The 23,085-nt window shown below is 71.4% G+C and carries 25 protein-coding genes; 12 read left to right on the top strand and 13 right to left on the bottom strand.

What is annotated here, in order from left to right; all coding sequences use genetic code 11:
* Positions 1-118: 118 nt before the first annotated feature.
* Genes KBY81_RS12915 through KBY81_RS12895 form a run of 5 tightly spaced genes read right to left on the bottom strand, consistent with a single transcriptional unit; the run spans position 119 to position 6,398 of the window.
* A complete protein-coding gene (locus KBY81_RS12915; RefSeq protein ID WP_254974185.1) occupies positions 119-940 on the bottom strand; it encodes an inositol monophosphatase family protein in 822 nt (273 codons plus the stop codon).
* Positions 937-2,331 (bottom strand): BCD family MFS transporter, encoded by a 1,395-nt coding sequence (locus KBY81_RS12910; protein WP_254976695.1) that lies wholly within the window; start codon positions 2,329-2,331, stop codon positions 937-939. Before KBY81_RS12910 ends, KBY81_RS12915 begins: the two co-directional genes overlap by 4 nt.
* A 6-nt stretch (positions 2,332-2,337) precedes the next feature.
* Positions 2,338-4,014 (bottom strand): TolC family protein, encoded by a 1,677-nt coding sequence (locus tag KBY81_RS12905; protein WP_254974188.1) that lies wholly within the window; start codon positions 4,012-4,014, stop codon positions 2,338-2,340.
* A 59-nt stretch (positions 4,015-4,073) separates the two neighbouring features.
* Positions 4,074-5,468: a TIGR03279 family radical SAM protein gene (locus KBY81_RS12900; protein WP_254974189.1), complete on the bottom strand. Its 1,395-nt coding sequence runs from the start codon at positions 5,466-5,468 to the stop codon at positions 4,074-4,076.
* Between the two features lie 57 nt (positions 5,469-5,525).
* On the bottom strand, positions 5,526-6,398 hold the full coding sequence (locus KBY81_RS12895; RefSeq protein WP_106222996.1) for an undecaprenyl-diphosphate phosphatase: 873 nt from the start codon (positions 6,396-6,398) through the stop codon (positions 5,526-5,528).
* Between the two features lie 71 nt (positions 6,399-6,469).
* Here KBY81_RS12895 and KBY81_RS12890 point away from each other — a divergent pair, with 71 nt between their 5' ends.
* The 3 genes from KBY81_RS12890 (at position 6,470) to nadB (ending at position 9,524) form a co-directional block, all read left to right on the top strand.
* Positions 6,470-7,216, top strand: a complete 747-nt coding sequence (locus KBY81_RS12890; RefSeq protein ID WP_254976694.1) for a DUF3120 domain-containing protein — start codon at positions 6,470-6,472, stop codon at positions 7,214-7,216.
* Positions 7,217-7,347: 131 nt separating this feature from the next.
* The gene (gene psbU, locus KBY81_RS12885; protein ID WP_106222998.1) at positions 7,348-7,725 is read left to right on the top strand and encodes a photosystem II complex extrinsic protein PsbU; all 378 of its coding nucleotides are present in this window, start codon (positions 7,348-7,350) and stop codon (positions 7,723-7,725) included.
* Between the two features lie 155 nt (positions 7,726-7,880).
* Positions 7,881-9,524 (top strand): L-aspartate oxidase, encoded by a 1,644-nt coding sequence (gene nadB / locus KBY81_RS12880; RefSeq protein ID WP_254976693.1) that lies wholly within the window; start codon positions 7,881-7,883, stop codon positions 9,522-9,524.
* A 27-nt stretch (positions 9,525-9,551) separates the two neighbouring features.
* Here nadB and KBY81_RS12875 read toward each other — a convergent pair whose 3' ends face one another.
* The gene (locus KBY81_RS12875) at positions 9,552-10,478 is read right to left on the bottom strand and encodes a vitamin K epoxide reductase family protein (RefSeq protein WP_106223000.1); all 927 of its coding nucleotides are present in this window, start codon (positions 10,476-10,478) and stop codon (positions 9,552-9,554) included.
* Positions 10,479-10,604: 126 nt separating this feature from the next.
* Here KBY81_RS12875 and rimO point away from each other — a divergent pair, with 126 nt between their 5' ends.
* Together rimO and KBY81_RS12865 are read left to right on the top strand one after the other, a co-directional pair.
* On the top strand, positions 10,605-11,999 hold the full coding sequence (rimO, locus tag KBY81_RS12870; protein ID WP_254974199.1) for a 30S ribosomal protein S12 methylthiotransferase RimO: 1,395 nt from the start codon (positions 10,605-10,607) through the stop codon (positions 11,997-11,999).
* A complete protein-coding gene (locus KBY81_RS12865; protein ID WP_106223002.1) occupies positions 11,996-13,225 on the top strand; it encodes an MFS transporter in 1,230 nt (409 codons plus the stop codon). Before rimO ends, KBY81_RS12865 begins: the two co-directional genes overlap by 4 nt.
* Here the strand turns inward: KBY81_RS12865 and KBY81_RS12860 are convergent.
* Entirely contained in the window at positions 13,212-13,328 is a 117-nt protein-coding gene (locus tag KBY81_RS12860) for a cytochrome b6-f complex subunit 6 (protein WP_254976692.1), read from the bottom strand. The genes KBY81_RS12865 and KBY81_RS12860 overlap by 14 nt on opposite strands.
* A gap of 195 nt (positions 13,329-13,523) precedes the next feature.
* Here KBY81_RS12860 and KBY81_RS12855 point away from each other — a divergent pair, with 195 nt between their 5' ends.
* Positions 13,524-15,134, top strand: coding sequence for a B12-binding domain-containing radical SAM protein (locus KBY81_RS12855; RefSeq protein WP_254976691.1), 1,611 nt, complete (start codon positions 13,524-13,526; stop codon positions 15,132-15,134).
* A gap of 65 nt (positions 15,135-15,199) precedes the next feature.
* Positions 15,200-15,721: a hypothetical protein gene (locus tag KBY81_RS12850; protein ID WP_106223004.1), complete on the top strand. Its 522-nt coding sequence runs from the start codon at positions 15,200-15,202 to the stop codon at positions 15,719-15,721.
* Positions 15,722-15,743: 22 nt separating this feature from the next.
* Here KBY81_RS12850 and KBY81_RS12845 read toward each other — a convergent pair whose 3' ends face one another.
* Complete coding sequence (locus KBY81_RS12845) at positions 15,744-16,127, bottom strand: DUF4346 domain-containing protein (RefSeq protein WP_254976690.1); 384 nt, start codon at positions 16,125-16,127, stop codon at positions 15,744-15,746.
* Entirely contained in the window at positions 16,090-17,319 is a 1,230-nt protein-coding gene (locus KBY81_RS12840; RefSeq protein ID WP_254976689.1) for a GNAT family N-acetyltransferase, read from the bottom strand. Before KBY81_RS12840 ends, KBY81_RS12845 begins: the two co-directional genes overlap by 38 nt.
* Positions 17,320-17,399: 80 nt before the next feature.
* On the opposite strand from KBY81_RS12840, the gene KBY81_RS12835 reads away from it, so the two are divergent.
* Entirely contained in the window at positions 17,400-17,837 is a 438-nt protein-coding gene (locus tag KBY81_RS12835) for a hypothetical protein (RefSeq protein WP_106223007.1), read from the top strand.
* Here KBY81_RS12835 and KBY81_RS12830 read toward each other — a convergent pair.
* Positions 17,819-18,526 carry a dihydrofolate reductase family protein gene (locus KBY81_RS12830; RefSeq protein ID WP_254976688.1) on the bottom strand — a complete coding sequence of 236 codons (708 nt, stop codon included), beginning with the start codon at positions 18,524-18,526 and terminating at the stop codon, positions 17,819-17,821. The two genes, KBY81_RS12835 and KBY81_RS12830, sit on opposite strands and share 19 nt — an antisense overlap.
* The gene (locus tag KBY81_RS12825; protein WP_106223009.1) at positions 18,523-19,485 is read right to left on the bottom strand and encodes a 6-carboxytetrahydropterin synthase; all 963 of its coding nucleotides are present in this window, start codon (positions 19,483-19,485) and stop codon (positions 18,523-18,525) included. Before KBY81_RS12825 ends, KBY81_RS12830 begins: the two co-directional genes overlap by 4 nt.
* A 63-nt stretch (positions 19,486-19,548) precedes the next feature.
* Here KBY81_RS12825 and KBY81_RS12820 point away from each other — a divergent pair, with 63 nt between their 5' ends.
* On the top strand, positions 19,549-20,196 hold the full coding sequence (locus KBY81_RS12820; RefSeq protein WP_254976687.1) for a shikimate kinase: 648 nt from the start codon (positions 19,549-19,551) through the stop codon (positions 20,194-20,196).
* A 15-nt stretch (positions 20,197-20,211) separates the two neighbouring features.
* Here the strand turns inward: KBY81_RS12820 and KBY81_RS12815 are convergent, their stop codons facing one another.
* Positions 20,212-20,472: a chlororespiratory reduction protein 7 gene (locus tag KBY81_RS12815; RefSeq protein ID WP_106223026.1), complete on the bottom strand. Its 261-nt coding sequence runs from the start codon at positions 20,470-20,472 to the stop codon at positions 20,212-20,214.
* 59 nt (positions 20,473-20,531) lie between these two features.
* A complete protein-coding gene (locus tag KBY81_RS12810; protein ID WP_106223011.1) occupies positions 20,532-21,251 on the bottom strand; it encodes a glutathione S-transferase family protein in 720 nt (239 codons plus the stop codon).
* Positions 21,252-21,326: 75 nt separating this feature from the next.
* On the opposite strand from KBY81_RS12810, the gene KBY81_RS12805 reads away from it, so the two are divergent.
* The 3 genes from KBY81_RS12805 to KBY81_RS12795 all read left to right on the top strand — a co-directional run.
* Entirely contained in the window at positions 21,327-21,533 is a 207-nt protein-coding gene (locus KBY81_RS12805; protein WP_094587370.1) for a DUF751 family protein, read from the top strand.
* A 2-nt stretch (positions 21,534-21,535) separates the two neighbouring features.
* Positions 21,536-21,967 carry a 30S ribosome-binding factor RbfA gene (rbfA, locus tag KBY81_RS12800; protein WP_106223012.1) on the top strand — a complete coding sequence of 144 codons (432 nt, stop codon included), beginning with the start codon at positions 21,536-21,538 and terminating at the stop codon, positions 21,965-21,967.
* Between the two features lie 8 nt (positions 21,968-21,975).
* On the top strand, positions 21,976-23,085 hold a 1,110-nt coding region (locus KBY81_RS12795), incomplete at its 3' end, for a glycoside hydrolase family 3 N-terminal domain-containing protein (RefSeq protein WP_254976686.1).

Here is a 23,085-nt window from a genome sequence, read left to right as displayed (position 1 = left end):
CTCGCGGCGCGTCGCCTCCCGGCGACTCAGAAAACTTACAACACCGTCGGCTCGCGCCTCTCGATCCCGTAAGCCTGCTCCCCGCTCGAGCTCTCGCTCTCTGGGGCGCAGTCCAAAATCATATCACGTGCTTCGTGGGCTCCTGGCTCTCCAGGGCCTCCGCCCACGGCATGAACCGTTCCAGCGTCTCCTGCCGGTTGGCCACCAGCACCGGGAAGTCCGTCAGGGCCAGGTCCTGGCCCGGCTGCAGCCCCAGGGGGCTCGCCCCCAGCCAGCGCAGGGGACAGCCCAGCTCTTCGAGCACCAGCCAGGCGGCCGCCAGGTCCCAGATCTTCGGGGTGGCCTCCAGGGCGGCCATCGTCTGGCCCATGGCCACCGACACCAGATTGAGGCTGGCGACGCCCAGCAGCCGGATCTTGCCGGGGAACGGGCGGTGGGGCAGCTTCTGGAGCACCCGGATCGAGCGGCTGCAGAGCGACGCGCAACCGGCGTTGTGGAGCTGCAGGGCAGGCGGCGGAATGGGCTTGCCATTGCGCCAGGCCCCTTGCCCCCGGATGGCGACGATCCGCTGACGCAGGGGCGGCACATCGAGGATCGCCAGAACCGGCACACCGGCCTCGAAGCGGGCCATGGAAATCGCCCAGTAGGGGATGCCGGCGGCGAAGTTGGTGGTGCCATCAAGGGGATCCACCACCCAGTAGGCCGGCGTGGCGGGCACCTGCTGGCGGCCCTCCTCACTCAGGACCCCCTCGCCGGGGAACAGCTCGGCCAGTCCCTCCACCAGGGTGGCGTCGCTCCAGCGATCACAGGCCGTGATGAAGGACCCATCCGCCTTCAGATCCGGCTGGCTGTGGCCGAAGTCGGCCCGCTGGCGCTCGGCGACCCGGTCGAGCAGGGATTCCAGACGGGAATCGAGGGGGCGCGGGGTGGGGACCTTCATCCCATTTCCATCTCCAGAACCTGGCTCAGGCTGCGGGAGGTGTCCTCCCGGAACTGGCGCACGTTGACATAGCCGAGGAGCAGCAGGGCCGCCAGGGCCACCAGCAGCTCGACGCCCAGCACCAGGGCGAAGGGTCCGTAGGGCCCATCCCCCAGCGGCAGGGAACGGCCGATGTCGTACAGGCCGCCGCCGAGGAGCTTGCCGATCGCCCGCGAGAGGGCCTGGGCCAGACCCCAGACGCCGACGAAGGTGCCCGCGGCCTGGGGAAGGGTGAGGTCGAGCATCAGGCAGAGGGCGCTGTTGGTGCCGATGCCGGCCGCCAGCCCGAACAGCACCATCACGGCCTGCAGGAAGGGGATCCGGGCCGTCAGGCCCGCCACCAGCAGCAGCAGCAGGGACAGGGCGATCAGCTGGCAGCCGAGGCGGGCGGTGGCCATCTTCCCGAGCCGGGGTACCACCCAGAGTCCTGCAACCAGCAGGCCCACCAGGGTGCCGACCCCCCAGAAGGCGTTGAGCTGGGCGGTGGCGGCGATCGGCATGGCGAACACCTGGGCGCCGTAGCTCTCGAGCACCGGATCCTGCAGGAACAGGGCCAGGGTGAACAAAATCAGGAAAGAGAAGAAGATCAGCACCTGACGGCTGGAGGTGATCAGGGTCCAGGACTGGCGCAGGCCGATGGCATCCTCGCGCGGCACCACCGTCCCGTCGCTGCGTTCCCGCAGGGGGGATTCCATGCCCCAAGTGGCGACCACCGTGAGCAGCATCACCACACCGGCCACGGACGCCATGAAGCGGGAGAGGGTCGCCTCGAGCACCAACGGATCGCTGACCCCGTCCAGGGAGCGCAGGCTCACGCCGATGGCCACGGCGCCGATGACGATGCCGACCGTGAGCATGCACCAGATGATGCTCACCGCCCGGGGCCGCTCCTGTTCGCTGGTGCGGTCGATCACCAGGGCCAGGTAGGGGGTGGTGGCCAGGGAGACCGCCAGGCCGTAAAGGGCGAACAGGCCGCAGAGGGCGGCGATGCCGAGGGCAAGGCCGGGCTGGCTGCCGTCCTGCAGCAGGCGCCCCACCTGGAAGATCAGCGGCACCGACAGCACGGCCAGCAGACAGAAGGCCGCCGTGCCGAGCAGCACGTAGGGGACCCGGTGGCGGGAGGCCAGGGGGTGAGCATCGGAGATCTGGCCGAACAGCACCCGGGAGGGGGCCACGAACTGCTCGAAAGCCAGGGCCCCGCCCACCAGAAGTCCGGGGAAGCCCAGCTCACTGAGCATGATCCGGTTGAGCAGACCCGAAAAGATCACGGCCAGGCAGCCCAGGCAACCCTGGAAAAGACCCAGGCGCACCGTGGCGGGAAGGGTCAGGCCGGGGCGGAGGGGTGATGACAACGGGCGTCAGGACCCCGGCGGCATCGCCTCGGATCCGGTGGGGCTGCCGGCCCGGCAGGCCGGGATCAGGGGCTGGGGCTCCACGGGGATCTCGGAGGTGCCGGCCGCCCTCGGGCTGGTGGCCGGCAGGGCCTGGCGCTGGCAGAGGCCGACCTGGTCGAGGCCGGTGAAGCGCCGCAGCCGGGCCAGGGCCTTGTTGTAGTCGGAGATGGCCGTCGACCAGCGCACCTCGGCCTGGGTGAGGTCGCGCTGGGTGTCGACCACCTCCCGCTGGGTGGTGACGCCGGCCTGGAAGCGCAGGCGGGCCAGCCGCAGGGATTCCCTGGTGGAGATCACCTCGCGGGAGGTGGTGGTGATGTTGCGGTTGTTCTTCTCCAGTTCGTAGAAGTTCGTTTCCACCTGCTGGCGGATCGCGTCCCGCTGCTGGGCGAACTGGAAGGAGTTCTCCTGGGCCACCTGCTTCTGGCGGCGGTAGTTGGCCCGGGCGGCACCGCCGTCGAAGAGGGTCCAGCTGAGGTTCAGGCCCACCGTGTTCTCCACCGACCAGCCCTCGTTGCCGAAGTTGACCCCCGGGGTGCTGCGGTTGGCGAACTGCACGCCCCTGGTGCGACCGCCGGTGAGGCTGTAGGCGATGTTCAGGAAGGGCTGGGCCGCGCCCAGGGCCGCATTGGCCTCGCTGTTGGCGATCGAGATGTTGAGCAGGACGTTGTCGAGTTCCTCGCGGAAGGCGTAGGCGGCGATGATGCTCTCCTGCAGCGACGGCAGCCAGGAACCCACCACCCGCGAGGGCTCCTTCGAGGTGGGGGTGACGTCCTGGGGCAGGTCGAGCAGGGCGGCGAGGGCACGGCGGGCGATGGCCTGGTCGGACAGACCCTGGGTGAGCACCTGCTGGTCGCGGGCCAGCTGGGTTTCGGCCTCCAGCACCTCCAGCTTGGTGGCGACGCCGGCCTGGAATCGGGCCTTGGCGTCCCGCAGGCTCACCAGGGAGGAGCGCACCGACTCCTGGCCGATGCGGACCGTTTCGTCGGAGACCTGGAGATCGAAGAAGGCTTCGGCCGCCTCCAGGCGCCGCGCCCGCAGGCCGATCAGATACTGGTTCTTGGCCTGTTCGAAGCGGTCGCGGGCGGCGGCGATCTGCGGCGTGCGGGTGGGGTTGATGAGGGCCCAGCTGGCCTGGAGCACCGCCGACATCCGCCAGATGCTGGTGATCGTGTTGCCGGGCTGCTGGCCGGTGCCGGTGAAGGCGCTGCTGAACTGCTCGCCGCCGGTGTAGGTGGGCAGGCTGTTGGCGTTCAGCTGGATCGTGGGGTACCAGAGGGCGATCTGGGCCCGCAGGGCCGACTGGGCCTGCTCCACCTGGCTGGCGATCGCCTTGAGCTCGGGGTTGTTGACCTCGACCAGGGTTTCCACATCAGCCAGGCCGAGGGGGCGCAGCTCGCGGATGCGCACCTGGGACGGCTTGACCGGCAGGGCCAGCGGGTTGGGGGCCACCAGATCCTGCAGACCCGGGGGCAGTTCCTTGGCGGCCGGCGCCAGCACGGTGGGGTTGGACTTGGGCCTGGGACCCTTGACCTCAGGGGCCAGCGGCAGGGCCGGGGGGGCCGGAAGGCTCGGGGCGGCGGGGGCTGGGGCGGACTCGGCCCGCACCGGCGGCGCCTGGAGGCCGAACGACGGGAGCACCACCAGTGCCGCAAGCAGGAGTGGTTGGCGCCTCACGTTGGACCGTTCGCTTCAGCCAGAGCTTAAGCATCTCCCCGTGGGGTGCCGAGGCAGGCGGCCACCAGATCGTCCGCACCCCCCAGCAAGCGAACCGGCACAGGCAGTTGTCGGCGCAGGTCGGCGAGGGTGGTGTCGTCGAGAAACACCTCCTCCCCCTCCCGCAGCATCACCCGCGGCAGCAGCAGTTCCTGGCCCAGGTCCCGGCCGCGGAGGCCCTCGATCAGGTCGGAACCGGTGAGCAGCCCCGTGACCACCTGCTCCTGGCCCCAGTAGGGGCTGGGCAGGCCATGGAGGATCAGCTCCAGCCCCTCGACGCGGTTGAGGCGCTCCACCACCGGCTGCAGGGCCTCGGCGACGAGGCGACCGACCACCCAGCTGCAGCGGCGCGGGGTGGCGATCCGGGCGGGGAGGTGCCGGGTGGCCCCCTCCAGATCCTCCAGGAAGGCGCGGATGCTGCCGACCCCGTTCTCCTGCTGGGGCAGATCCTCGTAGCTGGCCCGCGGCGGCAGGGGCAGGCCGGCGATCAGGAACCACTCATCGGAGAGCCAGGCGAAGCGGCTGCCGGTGCTGGCCTGGAAGGTGGGCTGGAGGCGCTCGACCCGGGCGATCACCTCGCAGGCCCCCTCCCGGTCGACGGGCCGGAGGGCATCGCCGGCCGGGCGGAAGCGCGTCAGACCCACCGGCACCACCGCGGTCGAAAGAACGGCGGGCCAGGGTCCGGTGGCGAACCGGGCCAGGTCGGTGAGGGTGCGCTCCAGGGCCTCGCCGTCGTTCAGCCCCGGACAGACCACCACCTGGGCGTGGATCTGGAGGCGCCGCTCGGCGAACCAGGCCAGCTGCTCCAGCAGCAGGGCGGCCCGGGGGTTGACCAGCAGACGGCTGCGCAGCTCCGGATCGGTGGCATGGACCGAGACGAACAGGGGCGAGAGGCGCTGCTCCTCGATCCGGCTCCAGTCGGCGGCCGTGAGGTTGGTGAGGGTGAGGTAGGAGCCGTAGAGGAAGCTGAGCCGGTAGTCGTCGTCCTTGAGGTAGAGGCTGTCGCGGCGCCCCGGTGGCTGCTGGTCGATGAAGCAGAAGGGGCAGTGGTTGTTGCACTGGCGCAGCCCGTCGAACAGGGCCTCGCTGAAGCCCAGCCCCAGCCCCTCGTCCAGGTCCTTCTCCAGCTCCACCACGTGCAGGGTGCCGTCCGGGTCCTCCACCTCGAGCACCAGCTCCTCCTCCCCCTGCAGCACCTGGACGTCGATCAGGTCCCGCGGGCGGATGCCGTTGATGCTGCGCAGGCGGTCACCCGGCTGGAAGCCCAGCTCCTCGGCGATCGAACCCGGCTCCACCGTGGCCACCACGGCAGGGCGGGGCTGGGTGACGGGCCCGGCGAGGACGGTGGGCCCGGCGAGGGCAGAGGAGGGCTCCTTCCACACGGGAGGTGACGGCGGGGCGAGGGGGACGTTGGCCCCAGTGTGACGGCCCCCGCCCCTTCAGGGGGTGGCCCCCTCCAGCCCCCGGAACCCCAGCAGGATGACCAGGCCGAACAGCAGCCGGTAGGCCACGAAGATCCAGGTGCTGTTCTGCTGCAGGAAGCGCAGCAGCCAGGCGATCGCCAGCCAGGAGACCACCGCCGCGGCGGCGATGCCCACCAGCATCGGAATCACGCCACCGGTCTCGACCGAGCCGAAGGCCGCCCTGAGCTCCACCAGCCCTGCCAGGGTGATGGCGGGGATGCCCAGCAGGAACGAGAAGCGCGCCGCGTCGGCGCGCTGCCAGCCATCGAACAGCGACGCCGTCAGGGTGCTGCCCGAGCGGGAGACGCCGGGGATCAGGGCCAGGGCCTGGGCCAGCCCCACCAGCAGGCCGTCGCGGGGGCTAACGGCCTCCAGCTGCCGGCGGCGGCGACCCACCAGCTCGGCCAGCGCCAGCAGCAGGGCCATCACGATCGAGACGATGGCGATCGACGTCAGGCTGCGCAGCGGGGAGGTCTCGTAGCCGGGCAGCAGCACCTTGATCGCGAGGCCCGCCAGCAGGATCGGCACGGTGCCCAGCACGATCGCCACCCCCAGGCGGGCCGGCGGGTCGTTCCACTGGCCATGGCGGAAGGCCCGGGCCACCCCGGCGCTCACCTCGGCCAGATCCTTGCGGAAGTAGCCGAGCACGGCGGCGATGCTGCCGAGCTGGATCACGGCCGTGAAGGCCACCCCGGGATCGCCCCAGCCCAGCAGGACCGGCACCACCTTGAGATGGGCCGTGCTGCTGATCGGCAGGAACTCCGTCAGCCCCTGGACGACCCCCAGAACGAAGGCGTGCCAGCAGGCCTCGGCCAGGGGCAGGGCGGCGGCCGTGGCGACCAGCGGCATGGGGGAAGCCGATACTGCGGGTGACCCTATGGCCGGACGGGTCACGGGAGCACCCCTCCACCCCCTTAAGGTTGCACAACTTTCTTCACAACCAGGTGCTCGGGGTTCCGCCCACCCTTACCTCCCGTTCCGAGGTCCCGCCGGGCCTGCGGCTCGGTGCCGTCCCGGCCGCCTGGGTCCTGCCCCTGGCGGCTGCCCTGCTGGTCACCGTGCCCGTGTTCCTGCAGGCCCCCTGGGTGCGCGCCGCACCGACGGCCGCGACCCTGTTCACGCTCCCGTTGATGGGCCTCGCCCTGCTGCTGGAGCGCCGGGGCCAGGGGCTGTGGCAGCCGCTGGGGGTGGTCCTGGTGGGCTTCAGCGGCAGCTGGCTGGGGGGCTGCCTGTTCTGGGGCTGGTTCCGGCTCCACCCGGTGATGCATCTGCCGCTCGAGGCCTTCGCCCTGCCCCTGGCGGTGGCGGGCCTCGGTGGCCGCTGGCGCCTGGCGGGTGCGTTCTACCTAGGCTCGCTGCTCGGCACCGCCAGCACCGATGGGGTGATGGCGGCCGCCGGCCTCATGGACCTCTGGCCCCGGGTGCTGCAAGCGCCCCTGAGCGAGGCCCCGGTTCTTCTCCAGGGCGCCGCCCTGCAGGTGCTGCAGCCCTGGCCCCTGTCCCTGGTCGGCCTGGCGGCGGGCCTGCTGGTGCTCCTCTGCCGTCGCCTCTGGACGCTGGGTGGGCCCTGGCGGGTGGCCGCCGCGGCCGTGGGCACCACCCTCGCCGTCGATGCCCTCTTCCTCGGGGCGGCCCTGCTGGCCCCCCACCTCAGCGGCCTGATCTGAAGAACTGCAAAAGCGGAGCCGCCGGCGCCGGGAGACCTGGGGGCTTTCTGTAACGTTGCACGGGTGGTCTGCGGATCACCGCCCTGGCCCTGCCAGGGTCCCCTGGTTCTATCCCCCTAAGGAGTGTCGTGATGAAGCGGCTGCTTGCCTGGTTGATGAGTGGTGTGGTCCTGGCCGGTCTGCTCGTGACCCTGCTTCTGCCCGGTGCCGCCTTCGCCGCGGAGCGCCGCAACGAGATCGACGACAAGCTCGCCGAGAGCGTCGGCAAGGTGGATCTCAACAACGCTTCGGTGCGCCGGTTCCAGCAGTACCCCGGCATGTATCCGACCCTGGCCGGCAAGATCGTCCTCGGCGGCCCCTACGACAGCGTCGACGACGTGCTGGACCTCGATCTGACCGACCGTCAGCGGGAGCTGTTCAACAAGTACAAGGACAACTTCACCGTGACCCCCCCGGCGATCGCCCTCAACGAAGGTTTCGATCGCATCAACGACGGCGTGTATCGCTGAGCGCCCGGCGGTCCTTTCCCAACCCCTCCGCAACCGCCGTTCCCACGGCGGTTTTTTTGTGGCCGCCGGCCCGCCGCCGTCCGTCCCATAGGCTCGGCTGCAGAAGGCACGGTGCGAAGGGGTGAACCAGCCGCTTGGATGAGCCGGATCCGCCCATGGCACCCCACTGGGACGTGGTGGTGGTCGGCAGTGGCGCCGCGGGCCTGATGACCTGCCTGGAGCTGCCCCCCCAGCTGCGGGTGCTGCTGCTGAGCAAATCCAGCTCCCCCCCCTCCGCCAGCCGCTGGGCCCAGGGTGGCATCGCCGCGGTGACCGGAGCCGACGACAGCTTCGCCAGCCACATCGCCGACACCCTCAAGGCCGGCGCCGGTCTCTGCGATCCGGCCGCCGTCGAGGTGCTGGTGCGGGAGGCGCCGGCCTGCGTCGAGCGTCTCGTGCAGCTGGGCATGGACTTCGATCGCACCCCCCAGGGCCTCAGCACCACCCTGGAGGCGGCCCACAGCCACCGCCGCGTGCTGCATGCCCAGGACCGCACCGGCGGCGCGCTGGTGGACGCCCTGGAGCGGGAGGTGCGGCGCCGGCCGGGCCTCGAGCAACGCAAGGGTATCCCCGCCCTGCAGCTGTGGGTGGAGAACGGCCAGTGCCTGGGCCTGCAGGTGATCGAAGGCCAGCGGCTGCGCTGGCTGCGGGCTGGAGCCGTGGTGCTGGCCAGCGGCGGCGGCGGCCATCTGTTCGCGCACACCACCAACCCGACCCAGGCCAGCGGCGACGGCGTCGCCATGGCCTGGAGCGCCGGTGCCCTGGTGCGGGACCTGGAGTTCGTGCAGTTCCACCCCACGGCGCTGATGCTGCCGGACGCCCCCCACTTCCTGATCAGCGAGGCGGTGCGCGGCGAGGGGGCCCGGCTGTTCGACGACGCCGGCCGCTCCCCGGTGGCCCGGCTGGAGGGGGGCGATCTGGCGCCGCGGGACCAAGTGAGCCGCGCCCTGGCCCGCTGCATGGCGGAGCAGGGGGTCACCCACCTGTGGCTCGACCTCCGGCCGGTGGGACGCGAACGGCTGGAACGCCAGTTCCCCACCATCCTGCGCCGCTGCCGGGAGCTGGGGCTGGCCCCCGGCGAGGCCCCGATTCCGGTGGCCCCGGCCGCCCACTACTGGATGGGCGGCATCGGCACCGACCTGGAGGCCGCCACCAGCCTGAGGGGTCTCTACGCCGTGGGGGAGGTGGCCAGCACCGGGGTGCACGGGGCCAACCGGCTGGCCAGCAACTCGCTGATGGAATGCCTCGTCTTCGCCCGCCGGCTGCGCCATCTGCAGCCCCAGCCCCTTCCCCCAGCGCCCCTTGACGCCCCCCGCGACGCCCCGGCCCTGAGCGAGGCCGAAGCGCGCTCAGGGCCCGATGAAGCCACCCTGATCAGGGCCATCGCCGACCTGCGCCATCTCTGCTGGCAGGTGGCCGGCGTTGAGCGCCGCGGTGTCGACCTCATCACCGCCCTGCGGCGGGTGCGCAGCGAGCGATCGGGCCATGAACGCTCCCCCCTGCTGCGGCGGGTCCACGACCTGCCCCACGACCAGGAACTGGCGCTGACGCCGGAGCAGAGCCGTCGCCTGCTGCTGCTGCAAGACCTGCGCCAGCGGCTGGTGCTGGCGGAGCTGCTGATGGAGGCCGCCGCCTTCCGGGTCGAGAGCCGCGGCGGCCATCACCGCACCGATGCCCCGGCACCCCAACCGTTCTGGCGGCGCCACACGGTGCAGCAGCGGGGACACTCCCCCTTCACCACCCCGGTGGGGCAGGCCTGAGGCAGGGGCCAGGAGTGAGGGCCCGGCTCAGTTGGCGATCGAGCCCTTGTAGCCGCTCAGGGCGGCGAGCTGGGCAAGGGTCTTCTGGCCGGAATCCAGCTGGCCCTTGATCTCCCAGGTGGGGAAGCCCTGGATGTTCTTGCTGGCGCAGAGGGCGGCCTGGCTGTTGCGGCCGTCGGGAGCGCACTCAATGATCTTGAGCTTGGCGGCGGCCTCCTTGCCGAAGAGCTGCTTCTGGTCGTGGCAGTGGGGGCACCAGTAGGCCGAATACATGACCGCGCCGGTGGCGGTGAGGTGATCGGCGAGGGCGACCGTGGCCGGCGTGCTGGCGGAGGTGACCGGGATCGGCATCCCCGGGCCCGTGGCCGACTCGGGCCTGTTGAGGGAGGTGGCCCAGCCGAGGCCGATCAGGCCGACGGCCAGCACCGTGAGCACGCCCCGGAAGAGCAGGGCACCGGTGTCCTCCCATTCCCCGCCGATCAGGCTGAGCACGAACAGCGTCAGGCTGATGGCGGCCGACATCAGGCAGAAGGTGCAGAAGGCCTTGATCTGGAAGGCCATCACCCCCACCAGCACCAGGCTGAAGATCGCCATGCCGGCGCTGAGCAGGAACAGGCCCCACCAGCTGAGCCCGTTCAAGGAGGTGCGGGCCTCCCCCTTGAGCACCAGCGGCAGCACCGCCATCACCAGCACCGCGCCGTAGGCCAGGAAGCCGAACAGGGAGAGGGGCTGGCCGAAGACACTCCCCCAGGGGCTGTTGAGGACCTTGTCGCAGCCGTCGGCACCGCCGGGGCAGCTGAGGTCGCCGATCACGCCCCAGCGGTTGAGGGTGATCGAGGCGGTGTCGATCACGCCGATGGTGGCCAGAACGGCCATCACCACCCGCGCCCAGCGGCGACCCGGCTCGGGGCGGCGGCGACTCGTGAGGCGACTGGCGAGGCGAGTGGAAGTCACGGGGACCGGCGGATCTCGGTGCGATTCTCGCAGCCGCGGGGACTTGCATAGGGTGGACATCGGCGTTTGCCCCCCGGCCCGGCCCCAGCGGGCCGCAGGCCCGTCCCCCCTTCCTCCCGCAGCACCATGCCCCCCCAGCCCGGCCGAGAACGGCCCACCGTGGCCTTCACCCATCTGGGTTGCGAGAAGAACCGGGTGGACACCGAGCACATGCTCGGCCTGCTGGCCGAGGCGGGCTATGGGGTCAGCGCCGATGAGAGCGACGCCAAGGTGGTGGTGGTCAACACCTGCAGCTTCATCCAGGACGCCCGCGCCGAATCGGTCCGCACCCTGGTGGAACTGGCGGAACAGGGCAAGGAACTGATCATCGCCGGCTGTCTGGCCCAGCACTTCCAGCAGGAACTGCTCGATTCGCTGCCGGAGGCGCGGGCGATCGTCGGCACCGGCGACTACCAGCACATCGTCGAGGTGCTGGAGCGGGTGGAAGCCGGGGAGCGGGTCAACCGCGTGAGTGCGGTGCCCACCTTCGTGGGCGATGAGCACCTGCCCCGCTACCGCACCACCTCCGAGGCAGTGGCCTACCTGAAGGTGGCCGAGGGCTGCGACTACCGCTGCGCCTTCTGCATCATCCCGAAACTGCGGGGCGACCAGCGCTCCCGCCCGATCGAATCGATCGTGGCGGAGGCCCGCCAGCTGGCCGAGCAAGGGGTGAAAGAGCTGATCCTGATCAGCCAGATCACCACCAACTACGGGCTGGACCTCTACGGCAGACCCCGCCTCGACGACCTGCTGCGGGCCCTGGGGGAGGTGGAGATCCCCTGGATCCGGGTCCACTACGCGTACCCCACCGGCCTCACCGAGCCCGTCCTGGCCGCCTACCGGGACGTCCCCAATGTGCTGCCCTACCTGGATCTCCCCCTGCAGCACAGCCACCCGGAGGTGCTGCGGGCCATGAACCGCCCCTGGCAGACCGGTGTCAACGGCGCCCTGCTGCAGCGCATCCGCGACCAGCTGCCCGACGCGGTGCTGCGCACCACCTTCATCGTCGGCTTCCCCGGGGAAACGGAGGAGCACTTCGAGCATCTGCTGGCGTTCGTGGCCGAGCAGCGCTTCGACCATGTGGGCGTCTTCACCTTCTCCCCCGAGGACGGCACAGCCGCCGCCGACCTGCCGGATCCGGTGCCCGCCGAGGTCGCCAGCGAGCGGCGGGACCGGCTGATGGCTCTGCAGCAGCCCATCGCCGCCGAGCGCAACGGCGCCTGGGTGGGCCGGATCGTGGACGTCTTGATCGAGCAGGACAACCCCACCAGCGGCGCGATGCTGGGCCGCTGTGCCCGCTTCGCCCCCGACGTGGACGGGGAGGTGCACGTGAGCCCCGGCGAGGGCGGCCTGTGCGCCGCTCCCGGCACGATGGTGCCGGTGCGGATCACCGCCGCCGACACCTATGACCTGCGCGGCGAGGTGGTGGGGGCCGGCGCCATGGTGAGCGACGCCCTGGCGGCGACGCGGAGCCGGGCTTGAGCCCCGGCGACGGAGGCGGCTGGCTGCAGCGGCACCAGCGCCCCCTGTTCCTGCTCGCCTCCGGCCTGAGCACCACCGGTTCCTTCGCCGGGCTGACGGCCAAGGGCTGGATCCTGATGGCCGGCACCGGCAATCCGCTGCTGCTCGCCCTGCACTTCGCCGCCCTGGCCCTGCCGAGCCTGGTGGTCAGCGGCCGGGCGGGGGTGCTCACGGATCGGCTGGGCTGCGAGCGGGTGCTGATCCGCTCCCAGTGGGGCCTGTTCGCCGGGGCGGCCCTGGGGGCCCTGGCCATTCCCCTGCTCCAGGGGGTGGCCCAGGTGGTGCTGCTGTTGCTGAGCACCCTGGTGGTGGGTGTCTCCAGTTCCTTCGAGCTGACGGCCCGCAGCAAGTACTGCTCGCTGCTGGTGGAACGGCCGGAGCAGGTGGCCCCCTACCTGGCCAGCTTCTCTGTGGTGTTCAACGTCGGCAAGCTGGTGGGCCCTCCCCTGGGGGGCTGGCTGGTGGCGCTCTCCGGGCCCGCCATGGCCCTGGCGATCGATGCGGCCTCCTACCTGCTGCCGATCGCCACCGTGATCTGGCTGCTGCGGCCCCACCGGGAGCTGGAGCAGCGCAGCGCCGGGGGCGCCGGCGCCAGCCTCGGAGCCGCCTGGCGGGGCTGCGGGCCCACCCTGCGCCATGTGCTGCGGTTCACCACCGTGGCCTGTCTGGTCGGCTTCTTCCATCCGGGCCTGGCGCCCCTGATCGCCGCCGAGGTGATCGGGCCATCCCCGCAGGCCCTAGGCCTGTTCACCAGCGTGCTGGCCGCCGGCAGCATCGTCGGCGGGGTGGTACTGCAACGCAACAGTCGCGCCCTGAGCGAACGGCCGGCGCTGCTGCTGGGGGGCTGCGCTGTGGCGGTGGCCCTGGCCCAGCTGGGGATGGCCGCAGCTTCGGGGGGGCCGGCTGCCCTGGCGATGGCGTTGCTGCTGGGCGCCGGCACCGCCGGCCTGCTGGCCGGGTCGAACCTGATCCTGCAGGTGGGGGCGCCGATGGAGCTGCGCGGCCGCATGGCCGGTCTGGGGCAGATCGCCTTTCTCGGCGGCGGCGGCGTGAGCGGGCTGGTGGCCGCCGCCCTGGCGATGACCGTGGGGCTGACGACCACCTTCGCCCTGCTAGGCGGCGTCGGGCTGATGGTGGGGATGCTGGAGCTGGGGCGGAAAGGAGCCCTGCGGCTCAGATCAGCCTGACGCCCTTGAGCACCACGGTGGCCAGGAAGGCGGCGGTCAGCCCGCCACCCACGAGCGCCAGATAGATCACCACACCCACGGCCGCTGCTGCGAAGAACGCCATCATTACAGCAGAGGATCCGCCCCCTTCCGGCCCCAGGCCAGGGGAGAAGGGGGTAAAACCATGGGACATCTACCGAAACCGCCTAGGGTTGCGGCGCAGCGGAACCAGCCCGAGCCCCTGCCGCAGCCGCGCAAACGCCCACGGACGATCCAAACCGGACCATCCACCCCGGACCATCCACCAAGCCCCTGCAGCATGCGCACCCTCTTCATCTATCCCGAGTTCCCGAAGACGTTCTGGAGCTACGAAAAGATCCTCGAGCTGGTCAACCGCAAGGTTCTCCTTCCCCCGCTCGGCATGGTCACCGTGGCGGCCCTGCTGCCCCAGACCTGGGAGATGAAGCTGGTCGACCGCAATGTCCGCGAGGTGACGGAGGCCGAGTGGAACTGGGCGGAACTGGTGGTGATCTCCGGGATGATCGTCCAGAAGGCCGATATGGCGGCCCAGATCGCCAAGGCCAAGCAGCGGGGCCTGCCGGTGGCGGTGGGCGGCCCCTTCGCCAGCTCCACCCCCGACGCCCCTGAGCTGCAGCTGGCCGATTTCAAGGTGCTCGACGAAGGGGAGATCACCCTGCCGATGTTCATCGAGGCGATCGAGCGCGGCGAGCGCCAGGGGCGGTTCAGCGCCGAAGGGGAGAAGCCCGACGTCACCGGCACCCCCATTCCCCGCTTCGACCTGCTTGAGCTGGACGCCTACGACTCGATGTCGGTCCAGTTCTCGCGCGGCTGCCCGTTCCAGTGCGAGTTCTGCGACATCATCGTGCTCTACGGGCGCAAACCGCGCACCAAGACCCCTGACCAGCTGGTGGCGGAGCTCCAGTACCTCTACGACCTCGGTTGGCGCCGCTCGATCTTCCTGGTCGACGACAACTTCATCGGCAACAAGCGCAACGCCAAATTGCTGCTGCCGGAGATCAAGCGCTGGCAGATCGACCACGGCTACCCCTTCAGCTTCGCCACCGAGGCCTCCGTGGACCTCGCCTCCGATGAGGAGATGATGCTGATGATGGCCGAGGCCCGCTTCGACAGCGTCTTCCTCGGCATCGAGACCCCCGACGAGGCCAGTCTCGAGACGGCCCGCAAGCTGCAGAACACGCGCAGCTCCCTGGAGGAATCGGTCGACCGGATCACCTCCTACGGGATCCGGGTGATGGCGGGCTTCATCATCGGCTTCGACGGCGAGAAGCCCGGGGCCGGCGACCGCATCGTCGAGTTCGTCAGCCGCACCGGCATCCCCGCCGCGATGATGGGGATGCTGCAGGCCCTGCCCAACACCGGGCTCTGGCACCGCCTCGAGAAGGAAGGCCGGCTGGTCCAGGAGAAAACCGACGCCAAGGGCGTCAACCAGACCAACCTGCTCAACTTCGTGCCCACCCGGCCGATCCGGCAGATCGCCAACGAGTACGTCGACGCCTTCTGCCGCCTCTACGAGCCCAACGCCTACATCGACCGGGTCACGCACTACTACCTGAAGATGGGACAGCCCCGCTGGCAGCAGTACGTGAAGGCTGCGGCCTTCGGCAAGGCCAGCCTGCCCAGCTGGACCGATTTGCGCGCCCTGCTGATCGTGATCTGGCGTCAGGGACTGAAGCGCGACACCCGCGGACGCTTCTGGCGCTCCCTGTTCACCATCGCCCGCCGCAACCCCAACAACCTGGAGCAGTTCCTGGTCACCCTCGCCCACAACGAGCACTTCCAGGAGTACCGGGGCGTGGTGACCCGTGAGATCCAGGATCAGCTGGCCGCCCTGCCTCCGGAACCGCCCGAGGGTTCGCGCGAAACCACCCGGGAGCTCCAGCCCGCGTAGGTAGGGGGCGCCGGGAGTACGGTCCATTCACTGCATCCATGACGCTGTGATGCAGCGGGGCAGCGATGCAGAAGACCGCCGAAGCGAAGGGCCGGTTCACCCGTGCCTCGGTTCTGGCCATCGTCGCCGGATGCGGCCTGCTGGGCCTGGCCCTGAGCCGCTGGGACCCCCTGGGCCCCCAGTCGATGATCTGCCGCCACCGGGACGACCCCACCGGGCAGATCGACTTCCGCGTCGACGTGGGGCGGGGGGAGGACCGGGTGCGCTTCGCCGACGGCCAGATCCTGCCGGTGAAAAGCTCCCGCGACCGGATCACCTTTCTGGAGAAGGAATCCAACAACTTCCACCTCTCCGACAACGACGGCGATGAGGTGGCCCTGGGCCATGCGCCCACCAGCCAGCCGCTTCCGGGACTCGCGGCCCTGAAGCCCCCGATGGTGCTGCATCCGGATCAGCACCACGACGTGGAGCACCACACCACGATCGACCGTCGCAGCCTCACCTTTCAGGAAAACGCCATGCTGAAAGGGGGCGGGCGCGGGGCCTTGATGATGGACGGCCGCTGCCGTCTCGTCGCCGCCGGCTGAATCGGACCCCGGCGGGCCTGGGCTAGTCCTGCACGTAGGGCAGACCCGCCACGAGGCACTGCTCCGCCTTCTGGAGCTCCCGGCCCAGGTAGAGGGCGTGGTCGAGCCGCGAGAGGGGATGGGGACCGTCTCCCTCGGTCAGGGCGATGCCGAGTTCCTTGGCACTGCGGCCCCGGTACACGGCCCGGGGCGCCCGCGGGTCACCGCCCCGGCAGCTGAGCACCTCACCGGTGTCGGGGTCGGTGGCCAGGCCCCGTTCATCGATGCCGTTGGCAAAGTGCTCGGCCACCAGCTCTCCGGCGGCGGCATCCACCTTGATCAGGAAGTAGCCCGCCGTGTCGAGGTGGATGAAGCGCTGGGAGAGGGCCTCATCCAGGCTCTGGCGGGGGGTCGGGTCGGGGTGCATGGGGGGGATCGTAGGAAGCGGTGAAGGGGAGCTCCGCGTTCATCGCCGTGATCGCCGCGTGCATCTCCCGGTTGGCGCCCGGCAGCCAGTCCCGCAGGATGGCGTCGAAGCGGGGGTCGTACCAGCGGTGCAGGCTGGCCCTGGGCTGGGCCACGAAGCCCCGGCGCCGCTTGTGGCTGCCGCCTGCGCCGGGATCGAAGCTCTCCAGGCCCCGCTCGATCGCCCAGGCGATCGGGGCGTAGTAGCAGACCTCGAAGTGCAGGTTGTCGAGCTCGATGTCGCTGCCCCAGTAGCGGCCCCAGAGGCCGGTGGCATCGTGCACGCAGAGCGACATGGCCAGGGGCTGCATCGGATCGCCCCGGTGGGCGCTGAACAGCACCAGGTGCTGGCGCAGGTCGGTGGCGGCCGCCTGGAAGAAGGATTCGGTGAGGTACTTGCTGCCCCAGGGCCCCCAGCGGCTGCAATGCTGCTCGTAGAAACTGTGCATGCGCTCCAGCAGGCGCGGCGGGATCGCCTCCCCCGCCAGGGGCGTGACGGTCAGGCCCGCCTCAGCCACGGAACGGCGTTCGCGGCGGATGTTGCGGCGCTGGTTGGCATTGAAGCTGGCCAGATAGGCCTCGAAGTCGGCATGGCCCGGGTTGCGCCATTCGCTCTGCTGGTTGATCCACAACGCGCAGCCGGCGGCCTCCGCCAGGGGCTGCCAGTCCGGATCCACATAGAGGAAGTTGCAGCTGAGGATCCCCTGGCGCCGGCAGAAGCCGTCGATCTCGGCCAGCATCCGCTGGGTGAGGGCCGCCCCATCCTCGCCGGGGGCCACATGGAACCGGTAGCCCTGCACCGGGCTCACCGGGCTCATGCCGACGAGCTTGGGGTAGTAGCGCAGCCCGAGCTGGCCGGCGAGCTGGGCGAAGGACTGGTCGAAGACGAATTCTCCGTAGCTGTGGCCCTTCAGGTACAGGGGCGCCAGGGCCACCAGCCGCTCGCCGCGCCAGAGGCCCAGATGGCAGGCCTGCCAGCCCTGGCGGGGCACGATGCTGCCGCTGGCCTCCAGATGGTGCAGCCAGCGCCAGCCGTAGAAGGGACGGTCGATCGCCGTGGTCGTGGCCTCCCCGGCACCACCCACCAGGGCCTGCCACTGGTCTTCCGGGATCTCGCGCGTTGCCTGGTGCCAGCGGACTTGCAGCTCGGCCATGGCCGCTGGCAACGCAGGGGGGACGGGGCAGGCGCAAAACTAACGGTTGATTCCCTGCGACCGAGCGTCCTTCCCCCGCCATGGCCAAGTCCCTGCGGATCCTGATGCTCCTGACGGCCGCCGCGGCGCTGGTGGTGCCTCCGGCCCCCGCCCGGGCCGGACTGCTGCGGCCAGTGCTGATGCTGCTGCGTCCCCAGCTGGAGAACCAGCTGACCAGGGTCTGCGTGGAGACGGTCTCGGCTGGCCGGGCCGACCTGGAGAAGAGCCTGCAGGATCCCTGTCGCAAGCTGGCGGTGCCCACCAGCAAGTGCCTGATCGAGGAGACCGACAACAGTGGCCGCAGCCTGGGGGTGCTCACCGAGATGGTGAGCGGCCGCTTCGGCGATGACAGCGAAGAGGTGGTCAAGCGCTGCCTGGCCAGAATGTTCGGCCTGCCCACCGACAGCCTGCGGGACATGCCGCTGCGGGAGCTGGGCCGGCGTTTCGGCAGCTACGGCCTTCAGGAGGTCACGCCCTGAGCCCCGGGCCGCCGCCAGCGCAGCAGCAGCTCCTCCCCCGGCAGCGCCCGGTGCTCCACCAGCTGCCAGCCCGTGCGGATCCCCGGAGCCACGCAGGCGTCGGCCGGCAGCCAGCCATGGGGCCCGCCCAGCAGGCGGGGGCAGATGGTGAGCTGGAGCTCATCGAGCAGGTCCTCGGCCGCCAGGGCCGCCGCCAGCTGGGCCCCGCCGAGCACGGCAATGCGCCGCTGACCCAGGGCCGCCAGGGCCGCCAGGGCCCGGGGCCAGCCGTCCAGGGGCAGGTGACGCTCGAAGCCCTCGGCGGGGGCGTCGGGGGGCAGCGGGGCGGCCTGCAGCAGCCAGCGCTCCAGGGGCTGGCGAAAGAAGGGCAAAGCGGCAGGCAGCCGGCCGCTGCGGCTCACCGCGATGGCGATCGGCTGGGCACTGCGGCCCTCTGAGCGGCGGGCCGCAAGCAGCCCTGGGCTGTGGATCAGGCAGGTGCTGCCGTGGCGCCGCAGGGTCTCGGCGCCCACCAAGACCGCATCGGCCCAGGCCAGGGCCTGCTCCAGCACCTGCCGGTCGGCGGCACCCCCCAGCTGGGCTGCCCCCCCTTCGGCGGGTGCCAGGCGGCCGTCGAGGCTCACCGCCAGCACAAGCCGCAGCTCGGGCCGGAGGCCGCTCGGTCGGGGATCCGCCGCCGCCGGACTCAAACGGCCGCGAGGGCTTCGAGGGCGGCGGGGACCATCTCCAGCTGGGGGGTCTCGGCGAAGACCTCGGCGGCGTTGTTGGGGCTCTCCTGCAGGCGCACCTTGTGCAGGCGGGCGCCGGTGGCGGCGATGGGGGCGCTGAGCAGGTCGGCGATGTGGAGGGCGATGTTCTCGGCGGTGGGAACGCAGCCGGCGAAGTGCTCCACGTCCTTGTTCAGGAAGGTGTGGTCGAAGGGCTCCACCACCAGGTCGTCCACCAGGCGCTGCAGCTCGGCCAGGTCGCAGACCATGCCGGTGCGGGCATCGATCGGACCCCGCACCGTGACATCGAGCAGGTAGTTGTGGCCGTGGCCGTGGGGGCGGGCGCACTTGCCGTAGATCGCCTCGTTCTCGCTCTGGCTGAGCTCGGGGCGAGCCAGGCGATGGGCCGCGGCGAAGTGGGTGCGGATCGAGAGGAAGGCTTCCATGGGATCGATGGTGGGACCGCAGAGCACGTCGGCCCAGAGGTTGGGGTGTTCGTGGAGGCGCAGGGCCACCAGGGGCAGATGGGGGGCCAGGCGCTGGCGGATCGCCTGCAGCAGGGCCTCGGTGGTGGGCAGCCGGCCCTCGGGGCGGGAGAGGTCGAACTCGGGCCAGACCTCGTTGAGGAAACGGAAGTCGAGCGGCTCGGTCACCTCCCGCCGGATGGCGTGCTTGACGTCGGAGAGGTTGAGCACCATGCCGTCGGCGTCGAGCGGGCCGCCCATCGCCACGGTGAGTTCATAGTTGTGGCCGTGGCCCGGAGCGAGGCTGCAGCGGCCGAAGCGGCGGGTGTTCTCGGCGTCGTCGAGTTCCGGCAGCCGGTAGAGGTGGCTGGCGCTGAAGGTCGCCCGGCGGGTGATCACGCAGGGGCGGCCACGCCCGTGGGCGGCGCGGGTGGGGGAGGGTGCCGCCGGAGGGGCGGTCAACCGGGTTGCGGTCATCGCCGAGGCCCAGGGGACGCCCATCCTAGAAACGGGGTCCGGACCGCCGCCGACCGCACACCCATGGCCCCAGACGATGACGCCCTGCCCCGCCCCTCGCACCGGGACCTGGCCCGCCGTCTCGATGGCCTCAACATCTACCTGGTGGGGATGATGGGGGCCGGCAAGAGCGCCGTGGGACGCCCCCTGGCCGAGGCCCTCGGCTATCGCTTCATCGATGCCGACACCGCCCTGACGGAGGTGGCCGGCCGGCCGATCGCCGAGATCTTCGCCAGCGACGGGGAGGACGCCTTCCGCGCCCTGGAGACCGCCGTGCTCAACGGCATCGCCAGCTGGCATTCCCTGGTGGTGGCCACCGGCGGCGGGGCGGTGACCCGGCCCGAGAACTGGGGTCACATGCGCCAGGGTCTGGTGGTGTGGCTCGACGCCCCGGCGGAGGAGCTGCTTCGCCGTCTGGCGGCCGACCCCACGCCCAGGCCCCTGCTGGACGCTGCCGATCCCGCCGCCCGGCTGGAGGCGCTGCTGCATGACCGCCGGCCCCTCTACGCCCAGGCCGACCTGACGGTGGCCCAGCAGGGGGGTCTCCCGGCGGCGGTGGCCCTGCAGGTGCTGGAGGCCCTGCCCTCGGTGCTGCGCGACCCCACCCCAGCTCCCGCCGAGCCCGTCCGGCTGCAGGACGCCGACGGGCAGGCCCGCCCCTCGCTCAACTGAGCGGCAGGCAGGCGCTCAGGCCGGCGGTTCCAGCCGCACGGCGAACCACTGGATTGCGCAGCCCGGCGCCAGCTCCAGTTCGCAGGCGGTGTCCAGCAGCCGGCCGGCCCGGGCCCCAGGATCGGCCAGGTCGGCCAGATCGGCCGGGGGCTCGGCCAGGGCCGCCAGGTGGCCGGCCAGCCAGTCCAGGGTCTCGGCGGCGCTGAGGATGCTTTCGCCCTTACCGGGCTCCAGCACCACGTAATGGTCGAGCTCCCGCAGCAGCGGATCGGACACGGCCAGAACAACGGCGGCCCCCATCCTGGCGGGTGGTGGTCCGACTCCCGCGGGGATCCTCAGCCCCGACCCACGGCGGCATGCACCCGGTCGCGCCAGGCGAACAGGGGCTCCAGCACGGGGTTGTCGGCGATGCCCTCCACCCCGCGACCCGCCAGGGGGGCGCCGGCGCAGGCCGGGAACTTCAGCAGATAGAGCTGGGCCGCCACGGCGATGTCGGCCAGGGTGAGGCCATCCCCCTCCAGAAAGGGGCGTTCGCTGACCAGCAGGGCGAGCTGCTCGAGGCTGCGGTGCAGCTGCCGCACCTCACAGGGCCCGAGCAGGTCGCGCATCGCCTCGGTGGCGGAGCCGATCAGGCCGCCGGGCAGGGCCCCCACCAGATCCCGCAGGGGCGCCGGGGTGGCCTCGGGAAGCAGGGCGGCGCGCAGCACCGGATCGGTGGCGGCGGCCTGGAGCAGGGCCAGACGGGCGCCGCGGGCCAGGGCGGTGTCGGCCCAGTCCTCCAGCAGCAGCACCCGGGCGCGGGCGACCGGATCGGCCGGCAGCAAGGGCGGCTCCGGATGGCTGGCCTCCAGATGCAGGGCGATGGCCGTGGAATCGGCGATCACCTCGCCCCCATCCACCAGCACCGGCACCTGCCGCTGCCCGGAGAGACGGAACAGCTCCAGCTGCCCCAGGCCGGGGGTCACCTCGATGATGGTGGCCTCGAGTCCCTTGCGGGCCAGGAGCAACCGCACCTTCTCGCAGAAGGCGGAATGTCTGAACTGATGCAGCTCCATGGACCCTCCGGGCCGGCTGGGCGTGGCCCCGGGCGGCAGAGTAGCCAGCATCCGTCCAGGACCGTCGCCGAGGCCATGAAGGACTTCTTCGTCAATGTGACGCGCTATCCGCGCTATCTGATCGCCTTCAGCCTGGGGGTGTTCAACTCGGTGTTCGAGCCCCTGGCCCGGCGCCGCAGCAACCCGGTCACGGCGGTGGCGCTGGTGGGCGCCCTGATCAGCGGACTGGTCAGCCTCACCCTGGTGCTGCGTGCCATGGTGCAGTCGGCACCGCTGTCGTAGTCATGGCCCAGAGCCGACGGGTGGAACGGGTGGCGGCCCTGATCCGCCGCGAGGTGAGCGAGCTGCTGATGAGCGGCATCAAGGACGAGCGGGTCCACCACGGCATGGTCAGCGTCACCAACGTGGAGGTGGCCGGCGACCTGCAGCACTGCCGGATCTTCGTGAGCATCTTCGGCAGCGCCGAGGATCGCGAGGTGGCCATGGCGGGGCTGCAGGCGGCCTCCGCCTACGTGAAGGGGGAGCTGGGCCGGCGCCTCAAGATGCGCCGCACCCCGGAGGTGGTGTTCGTCCTCGACCGGGGTCTGGAGAAGGGCAACACGGTGCTCGGACTGCTGCAGCGCCTGGAGACGGAGCGGCGCGGGCGGGAGGAGCCGCTGGCGGAGGCGGGCGAGGCGGATCCGGCGCCTGACACCGGCAGCGACGCCGACAGCTGATCCCGCCCATGGCTGACCTCCCCGATCCACCCCAGGCCCCCATCACGCCCCAGGCCCTGGATCGGCTGGCCGCCGAGCTGCTGGTGGTGCGCTGCAGCGGCCATCCCGCCGATGGCCAGCGGCGCTACCCCCGCTGGGAGCTGGACAACGCCGACCTGCGACGCCTGCTGGAGCGGGGCGTGGGCGGGGTGATCCTGCTGGGGGGCAGCGCCGCCGAACTGCGGCTGCGCACCCGCCAGCTGGAGGCCTGGGCCGGCGCACCGCTGCTGCTCTGCGCCGATGTGGAGGAGGGGGTGGGCCAGCGTTTCGAGGGGGCCAGCTGGCTGGTGCCGCCCCTGGCCCTGGCCCGGATCCATGCCGAAGATCCTTCCCTGGCAGTCGATCTGGCCCGGCGCTACGGCGCCTGCACGGGCCGGGAGGCCCGCCAGCTGGGGCTCAACTGGGTGCTCGCCCCGGTCTGCGATGTCAACAACAACCCGGCCAACCCGGTGATCAACGTGCGGGCGTGGGGCGAGGACCCGGCCACCGCCGGGGCCCTGGCGGCCGCCTTCTGCCGCGGCGTCCAGGCCGAAGGCGTGCTGGCCTGCGCCAAGCACTTCCCCGGCCACGGCGACACCGCCAGCGACTCCCACCTGGAGCTGCCCCTGATCCCCCATGGCCGCGGGCGCCTGGAGGCGGTGGAGCTGCCGCCCTTCCGGCAGGCCATCGCGGCGGAGGTGGCCGCGGTGATGACCGGCCACCTGCTGCTGCCGGCCTTCGACCCCGACCATCCGGCCACCCTGTCGCGGGCGGTGCTCACTGGGCTGCTGCGCCAGGAGCTCGGTTTCGAGGGGCTGGTCGTCACCGACGCCCTGGTGATGGAGGCGATCGCCGGCCGCTACGGCGCCTCGGAGGCCGCGGTGCTGGCCCTGGAAGCGGGGGCCGACCTGGTGCTGATGCCGGGGGACGCCGACGGGGCGATCGACGCCATCGTGGCGGCGGTGGCCGGCGGCCGGCTGAGCCTGGAGCAACTGCAGGCCAGCCAGCAGCGGCGCCGCCGGGCCCTGGGGCGCTGCCTCGCCGAGCCCGACGCCGACCCCTTGGCCCCCCTGGGCGGCCTCAGCAACGGCCCCGCCCCC

This window comes from Cyanobium sp. Lug-B, from assembly GCF_024345635.1.
In the GTDB taxonomy this organism is placed as follows: Bacteria; Cyanobacteriota; Cyanobacteriia; order PCC-6307; family Cyanobiaceae; genus Cyanobium; species Cyanobium minutissimum.
The sequence above is the reverse complement of the archived record's forward strand: the minus strand, read 5'-3'. Positions and strand labels throughout refer to the sequence as shown.